Genomic DNA, 23523 nt, shown 5'->3' on the forward strand with positions numbered 1-23523 from the left:
TGAAATCAGGAATGAAAGCCGAGGCAACTGCTCAAGTGTGGAAAGATAAAGTTTTTTCCTCAGAAAACAAGATTTTGCTATTGGTGATTACCAGTATCTCCGTGTCTTTTCTGATTGTGGCCTTTGGCATTTATACCAACTACAACAATTCGCTGGCCGATAACTACGATCGGTTTGCCAACATGATTACCGATGTGGTTTCCGTGGGTGGGGTGGAGCGGCTGGCTTCCCGGAACCCCGAATTTGGCATTAAAAAATTTACGGATAATATGGTGGCCTCCAGCGAGGATATTGCCGCCATTGAGTTTTACAATACGGCTGGAAAATTAATTTATAAAAGCGGTAAACCCCTGTCGGAAAGCGACAGCAAGCTGGTGAGCGATTATGTGGCCCCCCTACGCCGGGTGCTGCACGATGACATGGAGCCGGAACCGGTTGGCACCGTTCACGTTAAACTGACTGGAAAAACGCTGAAGGATATTAAAGTTGCCACCGGCAATATTATTATCTGGGTGTTTTTAAGCGCCTGGTTTATTTCGGTGTTGGCCGTGTCGCTGAATACCTATATTTTAAGCAAGCATTTGCGAACCTTTGTGCGGGGCGTAAAGCGGCTTTCCACTGGCGATTTTGGCTATAAGATTCTGGAGCATGATTTGTGGGGCGAGCTGAAAACATTGGCGGAATCCTTCAATGATATGTCCATGCGCTTGCGAACATATGAAGATCAAAACCTGGAAACCATTACCTTTGAGCGCAACAAGTTGAAGGCCATTTTGCTGAGTATTGCCGATGGGGTGGTGGTGTGCGATATGCAGGCCAAGGTGGCTATTATTAACGATTCTGCCTGCGAGATGCTGGGCTACAAGTCCAGCCAGTGGGCCATTGGCTCCAGCTTGAAAGACTATGTAACTGAAAATGGCACCCGTTGTTTTGAGCCCATTATTGTGGACTTTGAAAAAGTGGTGGCCGAAAAACGCTCCGCGCTTCCCCAGTTGTTTACCCACAAGCTGGAAGTGCCGCAAACCACCCTGAAAATTATGTTGTCTCCCATTCAGGATGCGGATGGGGACATGCTGGGCTTTGTGCTGATTATGCATGACGTGACCAAGGAAACCGAAGTGGACAAGATGAAAACCAGCTTCATTTCCAATGTGTCTCACGAGTTGCGCACACCGGTTACCACCATTAAAAGTTATGTGGATACCATCTACAACCACGGCAAGGATTTGGATACGGAGACTTATGATGAGTTTATTGAAACCATCAACTCGGAAACCGATCGCCTCAAAAAACTGGTGAACGATATTCTGGATTTCTCCCGCCTGGATGAAGGCACCGTGGTGCTGGAACGTGAACTGTCTGATATTTCCCCGGTTATTAACCTCACCGTGCAATCGGTCAAAGTGCTGGCCGATCAGAAAAAAATCACGCTGAGTACAGCCATCGAATCCGGATTGCCCAAGCTGTATATTAACAGCGATAGCATTGAGCGGGTGCTGCGGAATCTGCTAAGCAACGCCATTAAGTACACCGATGAAAATGGCCGCATTCGGGTGCGGGCGGAAGTAACCGAAATGGGAGACGCCCTGGAGGTTTCGGTGCAGGATAGCGGCATTGGTATTCCTGACGAGCATTTGCCCCATATTTTTGATCGGTTTTACCGGGTGGAAAATAAAGTGCATACCGTAAAAGGCACCGGCTTGGGGCTACATTTGGTGAAAGTGGCCATTGAAAAGCATCATGGTGGAGAAGTGTTTGCCCGTAGTGAAGTGGGTGTGGGCAGTACGTTCGGCTTTCGCATTCCTCTAGGAGAACCGGGTAGCGAGCTGCCCGGAGAGGCCGCCAAATCCCTTTCTGCCTAAACTTGCATATTGATTGGATTGGCGCTTTATTGAAAGCCGCCAATAAAGCGCGTAAAGCCCATCAATGAAAAAGCGCAAAAAAAGCGCAAAAAAAAAGGCCCTACGGAAAAGGGGCCTTTGAATTTTACGTAAGAAAGAAAGGAATGGTTAGACTATTCATATATTATCAGAATCTCCATTTGGTTGAGTCAACACCTACATGAATATACAAGAAAATTAACAATCCAGCTAAACATAAGAAACTTAAAAACCCCGCCTGAAATTCATAGCTAAAATCCTGCGGATAGGCTGATGAACAACCAGCAAAGTGCCTTGCCATGCCGTTGCTTGTTTAAGGGCCCGCAATCGACTTAGGCGGTGTGATGATTTTGCCCTTCATGATCCATAACCGGCTCTCCTGCCTGCATAACCGGCTCTCCTGCCTGAATTTCGTGGTTCAGGGTTGATGCCGGAGTGTTGTCGGTTGCCACCGGGGCGGGATGTTCATACTGTGCGCCAACCTGATTTCGGCCCTGTTCTTTGGCCCGGTACAATCCGGCGTCCGAAAATTCAATGAGCTGGGAAGGGGTTTCTCCATGGGTGGGAAAGGTGGCCACCCCGCAACTGATGGTCACGTGCTTGGCCACCCCTTCGGCAATGGGGTAGGCTTCTTCCGCAATGGCTTTGACCACTTTCAGGGCCACCGCCAGCGCCTCTTCCTCGTTGGCCCGATCCAGTACAATGGCCATTTCCTCGCCCCCGTAGCGGGCCACCATATCCACGTTGCGAACGGTGCTTTTCAGTTTTTTAGCCACTTGCCGCAGCACTTCATCACCGGCCTGGTGGCCGTAGGTATCGTTAAACTTCTTGAAAAAGTCGATATCGATGAGTAGCAAGGAAAATTTGTGTTTGAACCGGGTGGCCTGATCGATGGATCGGCGCATGTGTTCTTGGAAGAATCGGTGGTTGTAGAGGTTGGTCATGCTGTCGGTGGTGGCCAGGGCGTAGGTTTTTTCATAGTCCTGATTTCGGAAAAAATATTTCAGCATAAAGGTCATGGTAATGGTGATGACCAGACAAGCCATGGGCATGGCCACATTAATCCACAGTTGCTGAGACTGGTACATGACAATGGCAAATAAAACATACATAACAGAAATATTGGCGGTGGTTAGCAAGCCTGCCAAGGGAGAGCGCATTTTAAAGGAGCATCCTGCTGCCAGCAAACAGATGAATACTGTGGCCAGAAAATTGAGATAAGGCGCCACCCGTTGAATATAGCGGCCCTGATTCTGGTAGAGATTATCAAACAGGTTGGCCTGTAGCACCACGCCCGGCAGTGTGGCGTGAATGGAGGTGTTTTTAATGTCATAAGCACCCACGGCGGTTGCCCCCACAAAAATAATTTTATTCTTCAGCAGCGCTTTCAGGGCCTCATCTTCCTGATTCAGGGGCAGTCCCGCCTCTTCTTTTTTCATGGTGCGAATGACTTCCCAGGCCGATACCATTTTGTAAGGCTGCGGGACGTATTTGGCTTTCAATGCAGCCTTTAGCATTTCGCTCAGGCTGCTTGCCTTTTGCAGTTCATGTTGATTTTGATCGATACGCTGCTGGAGGGCGTTAAATACCGGGGTATCCGGGGGCAGGCTTTGGAGTTGGGCTTGTTGTTGTTCGGTTTGCGCTTTCAGTTGCTTTTCATAGTGGGCTAAATCCCGCAAATTCCGGGTGTATTCTTCCCGCTTCACATTCACGTTGTACCAGTTAATCAAAAAGTCGCCCTGGTTGGTTAAGGGAATATCGTAGTTTTTAAACCGCAAGCGGCCTTCTTTGGACAGCGTCAGTTTCAGCTTCTCTCCCGGAAATTTGAGGTTGAGAACGGCTTGCATGCCCAGATAAGGAAAGTAACGATACTGGTACTGGCTTTGTCGTTGGTAAACGTAATTGCCGTACCCATCCATCAAGTAGCCATCGGCATCAACCGGGTGTGGATAGGCAGGATCCTGATCTAGATAAGTATTATTCTCATGTTTCAGGGCCGGTAAATACCGGGATTTGGCAATGAAGAATCCGTCTGAATCGGTGCGGTTGCCCTTTGCATCCAGCCATCGATCCTGTTTTTTCACCAACGGAAAATGCGTGGTTTTAATAAAGGGCTGATACTTGAACTGGAAGAATAGCGGGTTACTCCGGCTCACCCCGTCGCTATCCGCCCCGTGGTTGATGATGCCAATGTTGCGTCCGGTATCCAGCAGGCTTACCATAATGCTGCGGTAGTGGTTAAAGGTCATATGGTCGTTCTCAAAAAAAACGTTGCCATCGGTTTTGTTTTTTTGCAATTTTAAATTGGTGGTTTTGGGCGCTTGGGCCAGCTCCGATGTGAAGTCGATAGAAAGCGGCTGAAGTCTTTCAATGTCTCGGGGGGTTAAATCTTTTCCCAGTTTTTGGCTTTGGGTCAGCTCATTATCAAAGTTCATACTTAAATAAACGTTATTGTACTTTTGAAACGCGTCTACCAGGCTTTGATCCGCCTTTTCGCTGCCTTTGCGGTGGGCTACAAACATAATGTCGTACAGCAAACTTTTTGCCCCTGCCCGGTTTAAAAAGTGGATCATGCGGGCATGAACGTCCCTTGGCCAGGGCCATACCCCAAACTCATCACTCAGCACGTTTAACGAGGAATCATCAAACTGAAGAATCAGAATGTCTTTGCTGGGTCGTTTTTTTGTTTCGCCCAGTTGCATTTGCGCCCGAAGGTCGTATGTTTTTAGCTCCAGCTGATCCACAATCCGATCAATGCCCGCCAGCAAAAAAGTGCCTAAAATCATGGCAACCACCAGCGAGGTTAATCCGGCTTTGGCCACCAGATTTACAAACGAACGCAGTTTTGACTTTTCTTCTTCTGGCTGGTGGGGTTCCACGCCAAATCTCCAGGTTAAGCAGTACTTTGACTAACGCCCAACTCAATCCGTCGGGGGTTATGGATGCGTTAACAAGGGTATCGGCAGTTACGGGTAAATATTAAATTTTTTTTTAGCGAAATCCTGATTGGGCTTATAAAAAAGCAATGGCCAAACCCAAGGCAATCAGCAGGGTCAGCAAGCCTGCCCCGGCCATGGCGAAAGCCAGATCAATATCACGTTGCTCATAATGAACGGTGCGCTGGTGGATTTGTTCATACACCTTGCGGAAATCGGCTTTTTTAAACACTCTAAAATAGCTGCCTCCGCCCAGTTCCGCGGTTTGTCGCAAGGTGGTTTCATCAAATAACACGGGCAGTTCTACGCCCTGGTACACAATGCTGCTGCCTTCGGCGCTGCCCACCCCAATGGTATGAATGGTTACGTTGGCCGCGCGGGCTTGTTTGGCGGCCTCATTCCACGGAAACCCCTCGTGACTGTCTCCATCGCTGAGCAAAATAATGACCTGATCCGGCTTGGAGGGGGTTGGTGCTGACTGCTGGGTGTTTTCCGCCTTGGGCGTGGAAGTGGTTACTGCCGACTCCGATTGCTGGTTCAAAATTTGCAAGGCGGTTCGCAGGGCGCTGCCAATTTCGGTGCGAGGTTTTAAGTCTTCTCGTTTCAAGGCCCGCAGGTAGGCGATAATTTCTTCGTGGCGGCTGGTGGGGGGAGATACCACATAGTTATCGCCCGCGAAAAACTCCAGCCCAATGCGGGCATCTGAAGGCAGGCTTTGTACAAATTGAATGGCGGCCTCTTTGGCGGCATTCATGCGATCCGGCTTGATGTCTTCCGCCAGCATACTTAGGGAAATATCCAGCACCAGCATAATATCCGCCGATTGAACGCCCACCTTGGCGGTAACCGTAGGGCGAGCCAGCCCAATCACCAGCAAAGCTATGATGGCGCTGACGCTTAGGGGGAGTAGTAATCTTTTCCAAAGGGCAGGTTGGGCCTTAATTTGCTCAACCACAGCGGCGTAACTGAACTGCAAAGACAACCGCACCAGCTTTTGCCGAATGCGCCTCATGTAAAGCCACCAAAAGCCGGGAATCAGCAAGAGCAAAAGCAGCGCCCAGGGCCATTCAAAGAAAAAACCGCTGATGTTTCGCCAGCCTGTCCAGTCTATTATCATGAGGCGATCCGTCCGGTTTTCAGTAAATTCAGCACTATTTCTAGCGGCGGTTGATGGGTGGGCGCCATTGCAGTGGCCCCCCATTCTTTCAAGCGTTGAAGGGTGCGCGCTTGCTTGCTTTCCACCTGTTCCCGGTAACGCTGGATGAGCGCCGGGTTTTGGCTATCAAACTGGGTAACCTGTCCTGTTTCTGGATCTTGCAGGGTTAAAATGCCCAGGTTGGGGGGCAGTTGGGTTTCTACCGCGTCCACCAGCATCAGGTTCAGCAGTCGGGCCTTGTGAGATAACTGGCCCAAGGAAGCTTGCCAGTCATCGGTCGCCGCCAGAAAATCACTGAGAATGACCACCGTATTTTGTTTGGAAACCACATGACAGAGTTGCTGGCAAGCGCTGTGCAAGGGATCGGCCTGCGGCAACCCGGTGGGGACTTTTGGGCATTGGCTGCTGTCCAGCAATCGTTGGCTAAGGCGGCGTAAATGGGCTTGTCCGCTTGCGGGGGGAATAATTTCCGGCTGTGGCCCGCTGATAAAATAAGCGCCCAGCTTGTGACCCGATTTTTCGGCCAGCAAGCCAAATAACCCGGCCAGCTCAATGGCTTGCCGTATTTTGGTTTGATGATGGCCAAAGCGCATGGAGGGGGTTAAATCTACCACCAGCCAGAGGGTCAGCTGCTTTTCCTCGTGATATTCCCGCACATGGGGGGTTAAGGTGCGGGCAAATACGCTCCAGTCCATTTTGCGGATATCATCGCCGGGTCGGTATTCCCGCAAATCGGCAAAATCAAGCCCCTGACCCCGCAGAGCGCTTTGGGTGTCTCCGGTGGCCGCGAATTTGAGCTTTTGGCGCAACAGGGCATCCAGCCTTTTTAGCAGGGCTTCCGCATTCTCAAGCGGCTGCGTAGGTTGCTCCGGCTTTGGCAGGCAGGCCAACGGGTTTAAAATCGGATCCAGCCAGCGCAAGAGGGCGGACATCAATTAAGTTCCAGTCAAAACCGGCACCGGAACGCTGGCCTTGATCTCATCCAGCAATTGATCGGCGCATAGCCCGTTGGCCAGTCCTTCATAAGAGAGAATAATGCGGTGGCGCAAGCAATCGTGAATCAGTTTTTCAACATCCTGAGGCGTGACATAGGTGCGACCGTTTACCAGGGCCATGGCCTTGCTGGCGTTGGCCAATGCCAGTGAACCCCGTGGAGAGGAGCCGTACTGGATGCCCTTGTGATCGGGGTTGCGGGTGGCCTCAATCAGGTCCACAATGTACTGCATCAGTTTGGGATCCAGATAGACGGCCAGCGTTTGCCGCATCACTTCCAAAATTCGCTCCTGATCCAGAATGGGTTCCAGTTCAGGCAGGGTTTCCCCGCTCATGCGCTGGATAATCACCAACTCTTCCTCGGGGGATGGGTAGTGGATGAGCAGTTTGAACAAAAAGCGATCCAGCTGGGCTTCGGGCAGGTTAAAGGTGCCTTCCGATTCAATGGGGTTTTGGGTGGCCATCACCAAAAAGGGGGCATTCAGCAAAAAGGTTTCCTTGCCAATGGTTACCTGATGCTCCTGCATGGCTTCCAGCAACGCGCTTTGCACTTTGGCGGGCGCCCGGTTAATCTCGTCGGCCAGCACAAAGTTGGTGAACAGTGGCCCCACCTCGGTGCTGAACAACCCATTGGAGGGGTTGTAAATGCGGGTGCCAATTAAATCCGAGGGCAGTAAATCCGGGGTGAATTGAATACGCTTGAAGGCCAGAGCAGTCACCTGGCTCAAGCATTTCAGGGTAAGGGTTTTTGCCAAACCGGGCGCGCCTTCCACCAGCACATGCCCCCCGGCAATCACCGCGATAATCAGGCGCTCCAGCAGATGCTCCTGACCCACAATCACTTTTTTCAGTTCATAAAGCACCCGCTCTAGCAGGGCTTGGCTGTCTTGGGCTTCTTTCTCACTCAATCGGCTCATGATTCTATTGTACACCCGCTGCCTTTCTCTTGCTCGCTATTGCCCCCCGCTTTTTATAACCCATATTCTTTTGCGCTCAATGCTTGTTAATCGCAAGTGTTGCTTATACGATGTCTCCATTCCAATGGGTGGGACATTTAAAACTGTAATGAGGGGTTTATCATGGGAAATTTGTTTCCGTCATCACAAGTGATGACCTTATCTGGCTTTCGGCCTCAGCCGACCCGTCAACGTTCTGCGTTAACTCAAAAACAACAGGCGCCTTTAGCAGCGCCCAAGGCGTATCTTTTGTCAGGTTTAAAGCCTTTACATGCCGATTTTCAACGTTTTGGCACCGGGAGTTTGAATGCGCTGGCTGATGATCACTTTCAGGGAAAAGGCGCCAGTGCCGCCCCCGTTTTTCAAAAAACGTTTTACACCAAAGATGAGCCTGATTTGCTGAAACCCAAAGGGCAAATCCTGCGGCTTAGCGATGCGATGAAAGAGGCGCTGGCGGCTCCCCAAGATCCTATGCCGGAACAGGTTGTTTTGAATCTGGTTTATGAAGACATGCCCCCGGTGGCTGGCATTCGCGCTTTTTTAGCGGAAAAAGCGGAAGAGGCCAATGGCAAGAGCGTTAAATTAATGGGCGCTCGCCTGTTTATGGGCATGCCCAAGCAGTTACCGCCGATGGCTTTAAAGCATGACCCGGCGGATGCCAAAGCCATTACCTTTGCGGTGGACACTCGCCATATGAGCCGGGATGAGTTGATGCAGTTCGCCAACTTTCTGGCCAAAGGCGCTCGTTTTTTGCCGGAAGCCTATCAGGAATAAAGCGGCGCGCTGTTTAACGCAGTGAATCAGAAGCAGGTGGCCAGTGTGTTTCGCACTGCTGCCAGCATTGTTTCTACCGGCACGTTCAGGCACTCGGAGGTGGCGCAGTTTTGGTTGCGAACATCCCACAGGCAAGGCCGACAGTCCAGATTTTGGGCGGTGACGGCGATAAAGCGGGCATCGTGGGGGGGCAGTAATTTTTGTTCGTCGGTGGGGCCAAACAAGGCCACAGCCGGTTTTTGATACCCCACGGCCAGATGCATGGGAGAAGAATCCACACAGAGCAACAAATCCGCTTCCAAAATCAGGGCGCCCAACTGGCGCAGATTTTTGGTTTGTCCATATAAATTGGTAAACCCTGCCAAATTGGGGGGTAAATTGCGCTGGATTTCCTCAACGGAATCTCGATCGTCCGGCCCTCCGGCCAGATACACGGAATGGCCCTCTTGGCACAGTTGAAGAATCAGAGCCGCCCAATGCGACGCAGGCCAGCTTTTGAGAATGTTTTTTTGAATGCTGATGGTGCTTACGCCCGGATGAATCAGGATGGTGTTCCCTGCGGTTTTTGGGTGCATCAGATCTTGCGCCCAGGCTTGATCTTCTGGCGGGGGCGGCTTGAGCTGGGGCAAGATGGGCTGGGTGGGCTGATAGCCGGTTTTCAATAAATACTGTAGAAAATGCTGGGCCAGGGCAAAATACATGGCCGCCGCGTATCCCTTGCGATCGTGCTTGGGAGCCAGCGGGGCCTGGGTGGTTAAAAGCGCCTGGCTGACGGGGCCGGTTTGAAAGCCCACCCGCAGGGGAATGCCACTTAAAAACAATAGCACCGGAATAAAAGGGCTGCTACCGCTGGAAATGACCACATCAAAATGTGATTTTCGCAGGGCGTTCCAGAGCTGAAAAAAAAGACGAAGCCGGGACTGCCCCTGCACGTTGAGGGGGATGATGTGATCCACTTCTAATAAATCGCTCACCGCACTGCTGCGGTCTTCCAGAAACAGGGTGGTGTGGGCTTGGGGGATATAGCGTTTGATTTCTGAAATGACCGGGGCAAATAAAATTTCATCCCCAATGCCCCCAAAGTTAATGAAGGCGATTTTTTGAAGTGATTCAGGCCGCATGGCGACTGGGTTCCTTTGCTGAGAGCGATGCGGCTGGCCGAGGTTCGGTGAGGGTGGCCAGCGCCGCGACCATAAACCAGAATAAAAGATTGACCGAGGGGCGATACCAGATGGTATCAAAAATGCCGTACATAAAAGATCCCAAAATGCCGGTGAGCAGGCCCCCAATCAAAATCTTTTGCTGTAGGGTCAGGTGCGGGGCATCCAGAGCCAAAAAGGCCCGTAGCATCAGCACCAATAGCAGGGAAAGGAAAATGACCAGTCCAATGACGCCTTGCTCCACCGCAATTTCCAGTGGCACGCTATAAGCGCCCAGTGCGTTGTAACCGGGCACCATGTACAGGCCGTAAACCAGCTTAAAAGTCCCGTTGCCGGGGCCAATGCCCACAATGGGATTGTCTCGCACCATTTGGCGGGCGCTATTGTACACGTTCAGCCGGTAAGAGATGCTGCTGTCCTCTCGCATGGCGAACATGGAAAGCACCCGGGTGCGAATTTTTTCGGAACGCATGACCCCGCCGCCCACGGTCAGCAGGCTCACCACCAGAATGATTAGCCAAGCGGGTTTCATCCATTTAAAGTTGCGAAGGCTTGGGTTGTACCAGATCAGGTGTCCTAAAAAGGCAAACAGGCAGATAAACATGGTGCCAATGGCCAAAAAGCCGCCCCGAGAGCCAGTTAGCACCAGTGCGATTAAAATGGCGGCGCTGGCTGCCAGGCCAATAGCGGAAAGCAGCCAGGTTTTGGGGCGGGCAAACATCAGCCCCAAACTGCAAGCGGCCGCAAAGCCGGGAATTAAAAAACCGGCCAGTAAATTGGGGTTAGAAGGTTGCAAGGTGCCGAAGATGCGGCTCATTTGCAGTTCGGGGTTAATGCTTTGATCGCTCCAGGTGGCCAGTGGCTGGATGTGGTTGGCGTACTGATAAAAGCCAATCAGCGATTCTCCCAGCCCAATAAGGGCCAGCAGGCCGAGCGCTGCGGTGATGGTACTGCTTCCGCTTTCGCTAACCACCCGAAACACGATATAACCGGCGATGAAGGTCAGCATTTTGGCCAGTCCAATCACGCTGGTGGGCAGAAAGGAGGAAAAAGCGGTGGATATAATCGCAGAGCCTAAAAACAAGCCCACCAGTACGTCTATGATGGTTAGCCTGCTTAATATGGCGGGCCGCAGCAACAGCGCTGCCGCTAGGACAATCCCAAACAGCAGTCCGGTTAATCCGCCAATTATGCCGGTAGAACTAAAGGAGAGCAGCACAAACAGCCCTAGAACGCCCAGAGTGAGCATCCAGCGAACCGTGGCGCCGAACCGCTGGAATTGCTTGTTACTATCCTTCGGTGAGGCCAACAGCACTCGACATGGGGCCATGAGCCGGGAGCGTTCAATCCACCCGGCAATTTGCAAGCCAGAGGTTTGGGCCAGCCGGGTCCAAGGACCCAGTAGCCAAGAGTGTTCCAGCGCCGCTTTCAATAAGGTCATGGCTTATGGTGTTTGGGTTGAGGAGGACTGTGAGCCAGTTATGGCTGCCGGTTTATCACTGGCTTCCCGCACATCCACAATGGCCCCGGAAACCCTATAGTCGTGCCCTTCCACCTCAATGCCCAAGCCTACTTTTACTTTAATGCCGGTGGTTACAAAGCCGTCCTCACTAAACAGGGCATGGTCCTTCAGGGTAATCAGATAGTCGTAGCCGTAGGGATCGGCGGGATCTGCCAGAGTTTTTAACACGCCACTGGGTAACATATAGGTGCTGCGCTTGGGGGTTTGTTTAACGTCTACAATTTCCACCTGTCCCCGTGGTTGGTTGCGAATGGTGATAGACAGTTTTTTTCCGGGTTGAAACAATTGGGGTTGCAGGGTTTTCAGGTTGCGGATGTACACGGTGTAGTGAATATCGCCTTCGCCCTTAATGACCTGGCCGGAGGTGCGGTACAGACCAGACTGGGTAACCAGAACGCCCACCACCACCAATAGCCCCAGGGCGAGGCCGCCAAAATCGACAATATTGATTTTGCCGAACAGTTTACCGGATTGATCAATCAACATGGGGGAAGGGTTCCTGTCTCTCTATCGCTGACTTGGGCCGGATTTAATAATTCCGGCTGGAAGTTTTAAATGGGGTTAAGCGCTCAGAATGCCGCTGCTAACCCGATTTAACAGGCTTTCATCCACACTGTCCAGTGCGGCCTGTAATTCTTGTGGGTTGGTGGTGGCCGCTCCAAAGCGTTTTACCACAATGCTGGCTGCCAAATTGCCCAAAATAGAAGCTTCCAGCAGGGAGGCACCGGCGGTTAGGGCCAGGGTCAAGGTGCCTACCACGGTATCGCCCGCTCCGGTCACATCAAACACTTCACTGTGGTTAAACACCGGAATATCGGTGGCCTTGGGCTGGCTGGGGTTTCCCAGACTCTCAAAGAGGGTCATGCCCGATTCTCCACGGGTAATCAACACGCTGTCGGCGCTGGTTTTGGCTAATAAGTCTTTTCCGGCCTGTTGCACGTTTTCGGGGGTATGCAGGTCGTAACCCACATTTTTTTCGGCCTCGGGCTGGTTGGGGGTTAACACGGTGGCCCCCTGAAACGCGCTTAAATCCTGTTGGCTATCCACCGCCATAATCAGGCCATGTTTTTTAGCCAAGGCCTGACAGTGGGCGATCACGGCAGGGGTAAAAACGCCCAGCCCATAATCGGATAACAACATGGCGTCAAAGTTCGGGGCCAGTCGGGTCAGGGTGTCCAGCATCCGGTTTTCAATTTGGGCGGAAATGGGGGCGCTGGATTCGCGATCAATGCGCACAATCTGCTGGGTGACCGAATGGTTGGCGATGCCTGAAATACGGGTTTTGGTGCTGGTCGGGCGATCCTCGTCCTGAATCAGTCCGGCGGTATCAATGCCGTCTCGCTGCAAGGCGTCCATCAGCAGGGAACAGTAATAATCTTTGCCGGAAACGCCCACAATGGTGGTTCGTTTGGCGTTCAGTTTGGAAACGTTATGTGCGGCGTTGGCCCCACCGCCCAAAATAATATCGGCCCGCTGATGGCGCAGGATTAAAACCGGCGCTTCCCGAGAGAGCCGGTGGGTGGCCCCGTAAATCATCTCGTCAATCACCAAATCGCCGATTACCAGAATGCGTCCCTGGCTCAGCTTGGAAATGATTTTGCTCAACATCTCTTTCATACGGTTTATCATACCCGCAAGCGGCGCAAGGGTAAAGCCTCAGGGATTGCCTGAGCCGGTTGTGGCTTGGGCTTGCTCCATTTTCTTTAATCGGGCCTCCAGCGCCTCAATCTGTTTTTGAACCTCTGCACCGTTTTTCAGTCCGGGCAGGGCTTGCTGGTAGCTTTCAATAGCCAATTGATAAGACTGCAAGGATTCGGCTTTGAGTTGTTCAGCGGTTTGCTGGGATTTGGCGGCATCAGGTGCCGTTTTTTCAGCTTCCTCACTGGCTTTGCCCGCCAACGTGTCTGCTTTGGCTTCGTAGGTGATGCCCAGTGTTTTTTGAATTTGGGCGGTGTCCAGCTGCTTTTGCTCAATCAGCTGTTTGAGCAGGGGAATGGCTTTGTCGTAGCTGCCCTGGGTTTGGTAGGCAATGGCCAGATTATAGGTGGTGTTGGGTTCTTCCGGTTGTAAGTCGTGGGCCGCTTCCAGTCGGGATACCGCCCCATCCACATCGCCCGAGGCCATCAGGGCTTGCGCCTTTTGGTTCAATTCCGCCATGGAACGCTGATAAACCATGTTTTGCTGACAACCTGAAAAGTGCAGTCCGGCAGCAAGGATTGCCGTGATGAATAGAATCGGTTTCGCCGCTTTAAATAAGGGCTTTGTCATGGCTGTCGGTTTTCCCTTCCTGACTCAAAACAGTTTCGATATATTGGCGAATGACTTGGGGGTACAGCTGGTGCTCCTGCATCAACACCTTGGCCGCCAGACTTTCCGGGGTTTCGTTTGCGGTAATGGCCACCCGGCTTTGGCCCAGCACCGGGCCATCATCCACTACGGCAGTCACCAAATGCACACTGCACCCGGATTCTCGCTCTCCCTGAGCCAATACGGCCTGATGAACTTTTAAGCCCACCATTCCTTTTCCGCCATAGGCGGGCAACAGGCTGGGGTGAATGTTTAAAATGCGCCGCTCATACGCTGCCAGCAAGGGGGCGCTGATAATGCGATCGTATCCTGCCAGAATCACCAAATCGATGTGATGCTGCTGAAGAATGTCCACCAGTGCTGCATCAAAGGCCATGCGGTTTTCAAATGCTTGCTTGTCCAGCGCGACGGTGGGAATACCTTTGTTGGTCGCCAGTTGAAGCCCCCCTGCCTGAGCGTGGTTTGAAATAACCACCCCCACTTGAGTGTTGGGGATTTCCCCCGCCTCAATGGCGGCCTGAATGGCGGCAAAGTTACTGCCGCGTCCCGACAGCAAAACACCCAATCGGTAGGGCGCAAGGCGGCTCATCATCGTACGATGACTTCCGGTTGGCCTTGAGCGGGCGTTAACTGGCCGATGATAAAGGCTTTTTCATCGGTTTCCTGATGAAAACTGTCTAAAACGGCCTGGGCCTGATCGGCGGCCACCACCAGAATGTAGCCAATGCCGCAGTTGAAGGTGTGCCAAAGGGTTTCGTCGCTTAAAGCGCCCAGCGTTTGCAGATAAGCGAAAATGGGAGGCAAGGGCCAGCTGCTGGCGTCAATTTCGGCGGAAACAGCGGGGGTGAGCACCCGGGGAATGTTATCGTAAAATCCGCCGCCGGTAACATGGACCATGGCCTGTACGGCCTGCGGGTGTTTTTCCAGAATTTTGAGGACCGGTTTAACATAAATGCGGGTGGGGGCCAGTAACACGTCCGCCAAAACTGCGTTCAGCTCCGGGATAAAGGCGTTTAAGTCCTGCTGGTGATCGCTAAACAAAATTTTGCGAACCAGACTGTACCCGTTACTGTGCAAGCCGTTGCTGGCCAGTCCAATCAGCACATTGCCGGGGCCAATGTTGGCCTTGCGGGGGTATAAATTTTCTTTTTCGGCCACGCCCACGCAAAACCCGGCCAAGTCATATTCGCCGGGGGCGTAAAATCCGGGCATCTCGGCGGTTTCACCACCAATCAGGGCACAATCTGCTTGCTCGCAGCCTTGGGCAATGCCGCTTAATACCTGAGCCAGTTGCTCCCCCTCAATTTTCTGGGTGGCCAGATAATCCAGGAACACCAGCGGCTGACCGCCATTGACCAGAATGTCATTGACGCTCATGGCCACCAAATCAATGCCCACCGTATCGTGGCGGTTGGCCTCAAAAGCCAGCTTTAGTTTGGTGCCTACCCCATCGCAGCCGCAAAGCAAAACGGGTTGTCGGTACCCGGCGGGAATTTCAAAAGCGCCGCTAAATCCACCAATACCACCCAGCAACCAAGGTTTTTGGGTTTGACGGGCCGCGTTTCGGGCAATGTCTACCACGGCCTCAGCGCTTTTCAGGTCTACTCCAGCCTGCCGGTAGGCCTCATCGGAAGAGAGCGTGGTCATGAATCACCTCGGTTGACTGCTGATAGAGCTAGGGTAGCTTAAACAGATAGGCCTGTCATGTGGTTCAAAAAGCTTTTCCACAGGGCTTTTTTAGGCTGTGAAGGGTAATGTCGTTTCAGGGCGTATTTGCACAGGTGGGCATTGGTGTCTCGGGCCAAGTCCAGCGCGTTAAACCCGGCTTCGTTGGTGGCCGCCAAAATCTGTGGGTTGGCCCGGGATAGCAAATGGGCAAACGTCGTCAAGTTCCTGCCCTCTATGGCTTTCATCAAAGCGGTGGGTTGTTGCAGGGGGCGGTGATCCCTGGCGTTGAGATTAACCCCCTTTTTCTCGAGCATGGCCAAATCGTGGGGCTTGCCGTGTTTGCTCATCATAAACAAGGCATGCTCGCCCAGGGTATTGGCTTGAATATGGCTCTCTGACAGCAGTTGCACAGGTTCGTGAATGGTTTGGCTGGAGAGATCGGGAATCAGGGCGCGCATGGCGGCCATCAGGTAGGCTTTTTCCTCGGTACTCTGGTAAAAGTGCAGGTTTTCCAGGCAGGCCTGAAAAAAAATACGCTGCTGATAACTTTCAGCACTGGGGTAACGGGTATCGGCTACCAAACTGATGGTTCGCCCCTGAAACCGAATGGGTGGGAGGCTATCGTGTTTGGCAGGGCTTGAAATTCTGGGAAGCAAGCCTTTCGTTTTGAGTGTGCGGCCCAACGGCTCACCCGCATTGGGTAAGGGGGTTTTTAAATTGTGAAAAAACGTTGTTCGCTCAATCATGATTAAAATGCTTTTAAGTAATCATTGCCCATTTGCCTGGACAGAGTTGCTTTTTAATGAAAGAAAACTGACTGAAGAAAACGGTTTAACGCTCTGGAAAACCAGTTAATCGGGAACCCGAATGGTGGCATGCGTAATATTTAAACGCTCAAACTCGGCGGAAACAGGCTTTTTGGAGCGGTTTTTTCCGGCTTCGTGGGTATCGTTGCCCAGCGAGGCTGCTTGTGCGGACGGCATTAAAACCGCTTGCGCGCTTAAATCAGGCACTATTTTAGGCGAGCGAACCCATCCGCTAAACATCATCAAGCACAGCAAAACAACGGCCAATAAGGGCAGGCAAGCCACAGCCAGCCTGAAAATTAGACCACCCACAGATGCCATTTTTGTCTTTCTGAAGAGGTCGGGTAAAGTCATTGCCTGCATTCAGTTTCTTACGTTCCCGTTCTTACGCTTCCCGCACTCAAGTTTAACATGGGCTGATTCATTAACCATTTTTGGAATTCCAGAGAAAAAATGGGGCGGATGATGGGAATTGAACCCACGAATACCGGTACCACAAACCGGAGCCTTAACCACTTGGCTACACCCGCCACGATTCAGTATCAAAGTCTTAAGTGTGGTTATTGTAGCGAAGGCACGTTGCAATCTCAAGCTTCTTTTTTAAAAATGTTCAAGAAATCTTTCGAAAAGTGGTGCCAGCTATTTTTAAAAATGTTCAAGAAATCTTTCGAAAAGTGGTGCCAGCTATGGTACTATCAAGCCCATGACAAGCTCTCAGCACCTTCAAGCGGTTGTGCTTACCGGCAGCCGTAATGTCCATAATCCTCTGTTGGCTGGAACGGGCTTGCAGAGTAAGGTTTTACTGCCTGTTGGCGGAAAACCCATGGTGCTTTCCGTTTTAGAGGCCATTGCTGCCGCGCGTTTTTCGTCCAAAATTTGGGTAAGCACCCAGGATGAAGGGGTTGCTGCCCTCAGAGCGACGTTTCCCTTTGACCTTTTGCCCAATGATACCGGGGCGGTGCGCTCTCTGTTAAAGGCGCTGTATTCATTGCCGCCCGAAGGAGACTGGGTGCTGTTTGTGTCGGGCGATCATCCCCTGTTAACCCCGCAGATGCTGGAATATTTTGTGCAACAAGGCCTGCGGCGAGATGCCGCCTTGGCCGTGGCGGTGGTAGAGCGGGGTGTGGTTCGGGCCGCTTACCCTCAAAGCCAGCGCACCTACTTTCACTCTAAAGACGGCGCTTTTTCCGGCGGCAATCTGTTTTTAATCAATCGCCGCAAGTTTCAGCCCAATGTGGCTTTTATGGAAACCATCGATCGGAACCGAAAAAAGCCCTGGAAAAACGCCTGGATGCTGAATCCTGTTTCTTTGCTGCAAATTCTGCTGCGGCAGCTAACCATGGCGGAAGTGGCGGTCAAAGCCTCCGGGTTGTTGGGATGTGCCACCGATGTGATTAGCATGCCCTTTGCGGAATGTTGTATGGATGTGGACAAGCCTTCCGATCAGGTTTTGGCCGAGCGGATTTTGCTGGAAAGAGGCGGGCCCGCTGTTGACTTAACCGCCGCCAGACAGCCTGCCTGATGGGTTCCGCTTTTTTATGGGGTTTGCTGGGGCTTTTTGCCATTAGCTTTTTAGGCAGCGGCCCTGTTCCTTTGCCGCTAACCGTGAGTATTTTGTGGCTGGGACAATTTAAAATGCCGGTTTGGGTGGTGTTAGTGGCTACTTTAGGCTCTCTGTCAGGCTGGCTGGTGCTGGAAAAAAGTGTGCGGAAGTGGGCCGAGGAGCGGCCTGAGCTGATTCATCAGATTCCAACGGTTTATCGGCAATTTTTTATGAAAAAGCTGGGACTTTGGCTGTTTCTGTTTAACGCCTTGCCCTTGCCGCTGGATTTTATTCGCTTTTTGGCCTTAATGAGCGGTTATGATCGCTGGCGGTTGGCGGTGATTCTCACCATGGCTCGCCTGGTTCGCAATACGATTTTGGTGTCTCTGGGGGCGGCGCTGGCCCAGCATCAAGTGTGGCTATGGGCCATCATGCTGGGGTTTATGCTGTTGCCGTTGCTGGTGGGACAGTGGTTTCAGGCCCAGCCGGATGAACAAAGCAGAGCAGCCCTTCCCGATTCGGCGGATGCGATTAGGGGTTAGCGCTTTATTACTTTTAAAAAATATCCGGCGCTGATTGTAAAAAAGCGCCGGATATTGAGTGTGTGTATTAAAAACTGGAATTAGTCGCCCAGAGAAATACCAACCCCACGGGCGGTATGCACCAAGGCGCTATCCAGTTTGACATAGTTATACTCTTCAATGGCAGAGGCAATGGGTACGGAAACCACGTTGGGGTGGCGATAGGACACCATGTGTCCAAACTTGCTTTCCAGTACCAGTTCAACCGCTTTTACGCCGAACTGAGTGGCCAATACCCGGTCATAAGCAATGGGAGAGCCGCCACGTTGCAAGTGGCCCAAAATCATAACCCGTGCTTCCACGTCTACTTTGTCCTGAATTTCTTCCAGCAAGCGGTGACCGACCCCGCCCAGAATTTTGTTCTGGTAACCGGGCTGGTTGCTGTCACGGGAGGTGGCAATGCCCCCAACCGGTTTAGCGCCTTCGGAAATAACCACAATGGCAAATCCACGACCATTTTCAACCCGATCGTTAATTTCGGCGGCCACTTTGTCAATATCGTAAGGAATTTCAGGAATCAGGGCCACATGAGCGCCTCCGGCAATGGCCGCGCTCAGGCCAATCCAGCCAGCGTCTCTGCCCATAACTTCCAGAATCATGAGGCGGTTGTGGCTGGCAGCGGTGGTAATCAGGCGATCTACCGCTTCTGTGGCGATTTGTACCGAGGTTTGGTACCCAAAGGTTAAGTCGGTGGAGGACAAGTCATTATCAATAGTTTTGGGAACACCAATAATGGGGATGCCTTTTTCGAACAAGCGCTGGGCGATGTCCATGGAGCCTTCGCCGCCAATGCTGACCACCGCGTTGATGCCCAGTTTTTCCAGGCGGGCAATCAGATCATCGCAGCGATCGATATAGGAAAAGGAGCCATCGGCGTTTTTAACCGGCCAGTGGAACGGGCCGCCTTTGTTGGTGGTTTTTAAAATGGTGCCGCCACGGATATGAATACCAGAAACGGTTTTGCTATCCAGTAAAACCACTTCCATGGGGTCCCGCAGCAGGCCATTAAACGCTTCAATACTGCCAATGACTTCCCAGTCCTCTTCCTGCTCGGTACGTCGGACAATTGCCCGAATTACGGCGTTCAAGCCTGGGCAATCGCCGCCGCCGGTCATTACAAGAATTCGTTTCTTAGCCATTGTTCAGTAATTCTCCTACCTTTTCAAATCATAGAATGTATTAACGGGCATTCATTTGTCAAACGGCGATTCCGTGGAGGGCGCTCACGAATGGGCAGGCGCTCCAGTCTTCCGTAAGCGGCAATGTTGCCCTGCTCGGCTTGTCCTGCCTGAACTTGGGGACGTTACTCCATCAGGTGATTGACGTTCTCATGGGGGTGGAACTGTTAAAATGAGTAAAACGGTTTGTCAATTCAAGGTAATAAAGAATGCCGCCTGATATTCAAGGTTGCGTGTACAAGTTTGTACCGAACAACCCTGCCCTGTCCAGTGTTGTGATTAAGGTTCTCAAACGGGCTTTTCAAACCCATAGCTTGCCGATGCCTCTGGTAAAACAGGTGGTGGAGCGGGCTTTGGAGCAAAGTCGTACCATGGATATGAAAGTGGAAAGCAGTAGTTTTGAGGAAAAGCTGTTCGCCTACGCCAACCAGGTTCGTCCCCGTTTTATTGCCCAATTGAATGATTTACGTCGCCAGGGAAAAAAATGGTAAGCCAAAAACTGATAAAAAAATTGATAAAAACGCATCTGGGTTACGCCGCTTGGCTGTGATTTGAAATAGCGTATGCGGGCATCTGTTTTTATGGATGGGCGCGGGGTTCCAGAGCCATTTTTGAGGCCTGTTGACCTTAGCGCGGGGCTTGGATGGAGATCGCCGCATTCCGCTTTATTTTTCTTCGGTTACAATAGGCACAGTTTTAAATAGTATTTTAGCTATTTGCGTTTTAACCATGTGCGCCCTTCTCTCACCGCGCTTAACCAAAGGAAACCTTTTGACATGTTGCGCTCTCTGATCGCCCTGTTGCTGACCGGCATAATGGCTGTGGCAACCTATGTTTTTTCCGTGACTCGCGAGTTGCCTTCTGTTGAAAAAGTGTTGAAGGACGGCATTAATCCCACCCAATGGACGCAAGTATTTGCCGCCGATGGCAGTCCCATTATGTCTTTCGGTAAATTCCGGCACGAGAACGTAAAACTGACCAACGTTTCCCCTTATTTTGTGGATGCCTTGATCGCAACCGAGGATCGTCGGTTTTATGAGCATAAAGGCGTGGATCCGATAGCCGTATTACGGGCGGTGGTTCGGGACTTGAGCCATAAAAAACTACGGGAAGGTGGCAGCACCATTACCCAGCAGTTGGCCCGTAACGTGTTTTTAAGTAACGAGCGCTCGATTACCCGCAAAATTCGGGAAGCGGCCTTGGCGATGCAGTTGGAAGACAAGCTGACCAAGGCCCAGATTCTGGAGCTTTACGTGAATAACACCTATTTTGGCGAGGGGGCTTACGGCATTCAGGCGGCCAGTGAAATTTATTTTGGCAAAAAGCCTTCTCGCCTCAGTATTACAGAGGCGGCCATGTTGGCAGGGATGCCTCAGGCCCCTTCGGGCTACAATCCGTTTCAAAATTTAAAGGGGGCCAAGGCCCGCCGGGATGAGGTGTTGCAAAATCTGGTAGAGGTGGGCAAAATTACCCCGGAGCAGTTTGAACGCTATAAAAATCAGCCCATTTACCTGAACCAGGGCGGGCGTGGTCTGTCCTCTTCGGACAAAGCGCCTTTTTTTAACCGCTATGTCATGACTCAGGTTATGCGCTATTTCAACCTGGATGAGCAGTCCTTTTGGCAAAGCGGCCTGAAAATCTTTACCACGCTGGATTTACGGGCTCAAAATCTGGCTCAAAGTGCTGTGGTCAGTCAATCGGCGGTTTATGGCAGAACCCGCAACAATCAGCAGGCGGCGGTGGTTTCCATGAACCCCCAAAGCGGCGCTATTTTGGCGTATGTGGGGGGTAAAAACTATCAAAACAGTCAGTTCGACCGGGTGATTGACGCGGTTCGCTCGCCGGGATCCCTGTTTAAAATATTTACCTACACCACGGCCATTGATCGTGGCTATGAACCCAGCCGGGTTTATTTGGACGAGCCTGTTAAAATTGCGGAATGGCAGCCCAAAAACTACGATCGCTCTTATCATGGCTACATGACCATTGCCCGTGCCGTGATTACCTCTAACAACGTGGTGGCGGTTAAGGTTATTAATGAACTGGGGGCGGACGCGGTGGTTCGCATGGCCGAGCAAATGGGCATTCGCACCCCAATGGAGCCTTATCTGGGTCTTACCTTGGGCGGTTCCGGTGTTAAGCTCATGGAAATTACATCGGCGTTTGGGGTGTTGGCCAACCAGGGGGTTCGGGTAGAGCCTTACGCCATTGACAAGATTGTGGATGACAGCGGGCATGAGATTTACCGGGAGCATCCGGTAAAAACAAACGTGTTAAACCGCACCACCGTGGATACCATGGTCAAAATGATGGCCGCCGTTATTACCCGAGGCACGGGTAAGGCAGGGGCCATTGGTCGCCCTACCGCCGGAAAAACCGGTACCAGCGATGATTACCGGGATGCCTGGTTTGTGGCCTTTACCCCGGATGTGGTCACTGGCGTTTGGGTGGGAAATGACAACAACACCACCATGCCCGGAATGACCGGTGGCTCTTTGCCTGCTTCTATCTGGCGGTCATTTATGAGTCCCTATATGGCCAACCGCCCGGTTAAAAACTTTGACTTGGCTTACAGTAAAGCTTTAGAAGACACCGATTTTGTCACTTACAACATTAAAAACCTGAGCGACAAGGATTCTGGCAGCGCCTTTGCCAGAGGTGAAGTGCAGGATGGTGAAATTCAGCAAGATCCGGTACTGGATCCCTTGTCGGATCTGGATAGCGATAGTGCCCCTGCAAGCCCTTCCGGGGAAGAGGCCAGCGGTTCGGAAGCGGGCCGGGTTGGGTATGAGCCAAATCCGGCGGATAATACGGGGCGTGTCGCTTTACCGGCAGCCCCTGTCGAGAATCAACCACCCGCTCAGCAACCCATGCCGGGTTATGGCACGGCATTGCCTGCCAGAACCCCGGAACCCAAAGTGGGCTACGGGGTTATTCCCATTGAGCGTGGCCGCCGGGGTGGGCGGGATGTACCAGCGGCAGGCGCGGCCCAAAGCTTTGGCGCTGCACCGGTGGTTCCCACACCAGAGAATGCGGATGTGAACCGTGGGCGTTATTAAACGCCTGCGTTGATGCCCAGTTCGGCCAAGGTATTTCGAATTGAGTTGGTGCCGTTTAATTCCTTGTAGTTGGCCATTTTTTTGGTGTAAATCGATTGCGCATCGCCGGGTTGTGCTTTTCCTGTGATGCGGTTGGCCACCCGGTAACCGACAACATCGGCAATACCCTCTTCCTGCTTGGAGTTGCCGTCATCTTCGGAAGCGGCGTGAACCAGTTCATGCACCACGGTTTTCTCAAAGTCCGGGGCGTCGGGATTAATAACAATCTTCTTCTCATCCAGAAGGGTTACCCCGTTAATTTTTCGTCCGGCATCCATGGCGGCCTTGCAGTGGTTGCAACTGACGCTTCCCTTATCAAGCGCCCCGCCAGCGGCAGCGGCGGGATCACCCACTTCAATGGTGTATCCTTTGGCCTTGGCAGCCTCTAGCAACCGAGCGCCTTCAGGATCCATAGAAATGGCATTCAGGGTCTTGTCCAGTCGTGCTTTTTGTTGGGAACTGTCGGTTTTATTCACGGTTTTATTGGCCACGCCAGAAGCCGGAACCGGGACCTTCGCCGGTGCCTTTGCCGGAACCTTCACGCCTTGATCAGACGCGGGTTTTTTCGTTGTGGAGGCTAACAGAGACATGATTTTAATCAGGTCTTGTATGGCGCCTGCCACCCCGTTGTCTTTGCTAAGCGGGGCCGCCATCAAGTCTGCTTGCGGCAGGGATGACTTTTGAGATACATCCTGAAGGGATTGCAATTGCTTTTGACTGGTGACCGAACTGGTTCCTGTCACCCCATAGTTTGAGGCAATTTTGGGAATCATGCGCTCTCCTAAAATCTCTGGTATCGAGACTGTTAATGATGGTTTGGCAAAAAATACTCAATAAAGGGTGCGCTGGCCTCCAATGGGTAGGCGTCAGCTTATGGCCTGTTTCTTTCTCTTTTGTGAATTGCGCTCTTAAAAAACAGGTTCTTTAATTTAAAAAACAATTGATGGGGTCTAAATTGCTTTTTC

General features: G+C 51.9%; 21 protein-coding genes and 1 tRNA gene. 6 read left to right on the plus strand and 16 right to left on the minus strand.

Features of this window, described 5'->3' with window-relative positions; all coding sequences use genetic code 11:
• Window positions 1-11 precede the first annotated feature (11 nt).
• Window positions 12-1862, plus strand: a complete 1851-nt coding sequence (locus ACEW81_RS09220; protein WP_373532691.1) for an ATP-binding protein — start codon at window positions 12-14, stop codon at window positions 1860-1862.
• A gap of 350 nt (window positions 1863-2212) precedes the next feature.
• Here ACEW81_RS09220 and ACEW81_RS09225 read toward each other — a convergent pair whose 3' ends face one another.
• From ACEW81_RS09225 to ACEW81_RS09240, 4 genes are all read right to left on the minus strand, one after another.
• A complete protein-coding gene (locus tag ACEW81_RS09225; RefSeq protein ID WP_373532692.1) occupies window positions 2213-4759 on the minus strand; it encodes a diguanylate cyclase in 2547 nt (848 codons plus the stop codon).
• 133 nt (window positions 4760-4892) lie between these two features.
• Window positions 4893-5933, minus strand: coding sequence for a vWA domain-containing protein (locus tag ACEW81_RS09230; RefSeq protein ID WP_373532693.1), 1041 nt, complete (start codon window positions 5931-5933; stop codon window positions 4893-4895).
• Window positions 5930-6904 (minus strand): DUF58 domain-containing protein, encoded by a 975-nt coding sequence (locus ACEW81_RS09235; RefSeq protein ID WP_373532694.1) that lies wholly within the window; start codon window positions 6902-6904, stop codon window positions 5930-5932. Before ACEW81_RS09235 ends, ACEW81_RS09230 begins: the two co-directional genes overlap by 4 nt.
• Before the next feature lie 3 nt (window positions 6905-6907).
• On the minus strand, window positions 6908-7882 hold the full coding sequence (locus ACEW81_RS09240) for an AAA family ATPase (RefSeq protein WP_373532695.1): 975 nt from the start codon (window positions 7880-7882) through the stop codon (window positions 6908-6910).
• Between the two features lie 162 nt (window positions 7883-8044).
• Here ACEW81_RS09240 and ACEW81_RS09245 point away from each other — a divergent pair, with 162 nt between their 5' ends.
• Window positions 8045-8695: a hypothetical protein gene (locus tag ACEW81_RS09245; protein WP_373532696.1), complete on the plus strand. Its 651-nt coding sequence runs from the start codon at window positions 8045-8047 to the stop codon at window positions 8693-8695.
• Between the two features lie 26 nt (window positions 8696-8721).
• Here the strand turns inward: ACEW81_RS09245 and ACEW81_RS09250 are convergent, their stop codons facing one another.
• From ACEW81_RS09250 to ACEW81_RS09295, 10 genes are all read right to left on the minus strand, one after another.
• A complete protein-coding gene (locus ACEW81_RS09250) occupies window positions 8722-9816 on the minus strand; it encodes a glycosyltransferase family 9 protein (protein ID WP_373532697.1) in 1095 nt (364 codons plus the stop codon).
• The gene (locus tag ACEW81_RS09255) at window positions 9806-11296 is read right to left on the minus strand and encodes an O-antigen ligase family protein (RefSeq protein WP_373532698.1); all 1491 of its coding nucleotides are present in this window, start codon (window positions 11294-11296) and stop codon (window positions 9806-9808) included. Before ACEW81_RS09255 ends, ACEW81_RS09250 begins: the two co-directional genes overlap by 11 nt.
• A 3-nt stretch (window positions 11297-11299) precedes the next feature.
• Window positions 11300-11863 carry a DUF4330 domain-containing protein gene (locus ACEW81_RS09260; RefSeq protein WP_373532699.1) on the minus strand — a complete coding sequence of 188 codons (564 nt, stop codon included), beginning with the start codon at window positions 11861-11863 and terminating at the stop codon, window positions 11300-11302.
• A gap of 75 nt (window positions 11864-11938) precedes the next feature.
• Entirely contained in the window at window positions 11939-12994 is a 1056-nt protein-coding gene (locus tag ACEW81_RS09265; RefSeq protein ID WP_373532700.1) for a bifunctional heptose 7-phosphate kinase/heptose 1-phosphate adenyltransferase, read from the minus strand.
• A gap of 39 nt (window positions 12995-13033) precedes the next feature.
• A complete protein-coding gene (locus ACEW81_RS09270; RefSeq protein ID WP_373532701.1) occupies window positions 13034-13645 on the minus strand; it encodes a tetratricopeptide repeat protein in 612 nt (203 codons plus the stop codon).
• On the minus strand, window positions 13626-14276 hold the full coding sequence (gene purN, locus ACEW81_RS09275) for a phosphoribosylglycinamide formyltransferase (RefSeq protein WP_373532702.1): 651 nt from the start codon (window positions 14274-14276) through the stop codon (window positions 13626-13628). Before purN ends, ACEW81_RS09270 begins: the two co-directional genes overlap by 20 nt.
• Window positions 14273-15331 (minus strand): phosphoribosylformylglycinamidine cyclo-ligase, encoded by a 1059-nt coding sequence (gene purM / locus ACEW81_RS09280; protein WP_373532703.1) that lies wholly within the window; start codon window positions 15329-15331, stop codon window positions 14273-14275. Before purM ends, purN begins: the two co-directional genes overlap by 4 nt.
• A gap of 38 nt (window positions 15332-15369) precedes the next feature.
• Window positions 15370-16098, minus strand: a complete 729-nt coding sequence (locus ACEW81_RS09285) for a hypothetical protein (RefSeq protein WP_373532704.1) — start codon at window positions 16096-16098, stop codon at window positions 15370-15372.
• Window positions 16099-16203: 105 nt separating this feature from the next.
• On the minus strand, window positions 16204-16479 hold the full coding sequence (locus ACEW81_RS09290) for a hypothetical protein (RefSeq protein WP_373532705.1): 276 nt from the start codon (window positions 16477-16479) through the stop codon (window positions 16204-16206).
• 133 nt (window positions 16480-16612) lie between these two features.
• Window positions 16613-16688: transfer RNA gene (locus ACEW81_RS09295), tRNA-His, on the minus strand.
• Window positions 16689-16861: 173 nt separating this feature from the next.
• Between ACEW81_RS09295 and ACEW81_RS09300 the strand changes: the two genes are divergently transcribed.
• The gene (locus tag ACEW81_RS09300) at window positions 16862-17680 is read left to right on the plus strand and encodes a nucleotidyltransferase family protein (RefSeq protein ID WP_373532706.1); all 819 of its coding nucleotides are present in this window, start codon (window positions 16862-16864) and stop codon (window positions 17678-17680) included.
• The gene (locus ACEW81_RS09305; protein WP_373532707.1) at window positions 17680-18243 is read left to right on the plus strand and encodes a hypothetical protein; all 564 of its coding nucleotides are present in this window, start codon (window positions 17680-17682) and stop codon (window positions 18241-18243) included. Before ACEW81_RS09300 ends, ACEW81_RS09305 begins: the two co-directional genes overlap by 1 nt.
• A gap of 80 nt (window positions 18244-18323) precedes the next feature.
• Here the strand turns inward: ACEW81_RS09305 and ACEW81_RS09310 are convergent, their stop codons facing one another.
• Window positions 18324-19421, minus strand: a complete 1098-nt coding sequence (locus ACEW81_RS09310; protein ID WP_373532708.1) for a 6-phosphofructokinase — start codon at window positions 19419-19421, stop codon at window positions 18324-18326.
• A gap of 248 nt (window positions 19422-19669) precedes the next feature.
• Here ACEW81_RS09310 and ACEW81_RS09315 point away from each other — a divergent pair, with 248 nt between their 5' ends.
• The gene (locus ACEW81_RS09315) at window positions 19670-19951 is read left to right on the plus strand and encodes a hypothetical protein (RefSeq protein WP_373532709.1); all 282 of its coding nucleotides are present in this window, start codon (window positions 19670-19672) and stop codon (window positions 19949-19951) included.
• Between the two features lie 285 nt (window positions 19952-20236).
• Window positions 20237-22519 (plus strand): transglycosylase domain-containing protein, encoded by a 2283-nt coding sequence (locus tag ACEW81_RS09320; protein WP_373532710.1) that lies wholly within the window; start codon window positions 20237-20239, stop codon window positions 22517-22519.
• Here the strand turns inward: ACEW81_RS09320 and ACEW81_RS09325 are convergent.
• Window positions 22516-23331, minus strand: a complete 816-nt coding sequence (locus tag ACEW81_RS09325; protein WP_373532711.1) for a hypothetical protein — start codon at window positions 23329-23331, stop codon at window positions 22516-22518. The two genes, ACEW81_RS09320 and ACEW81_RS09325, sit on opposite strands and share 4 nt — an antisense overlap.
• Window positions 23332-23523 lie beyond the last annotated feature (192 nt).

Source organism: Vampirovibrio sp., assembly GCF_041737375.1.
GTDB lineage: Bacteria > Cyanobacteriota > Vampirovibrionia > Vampirovibrionales > Vampirovibrionaceae > Vampirovibrio.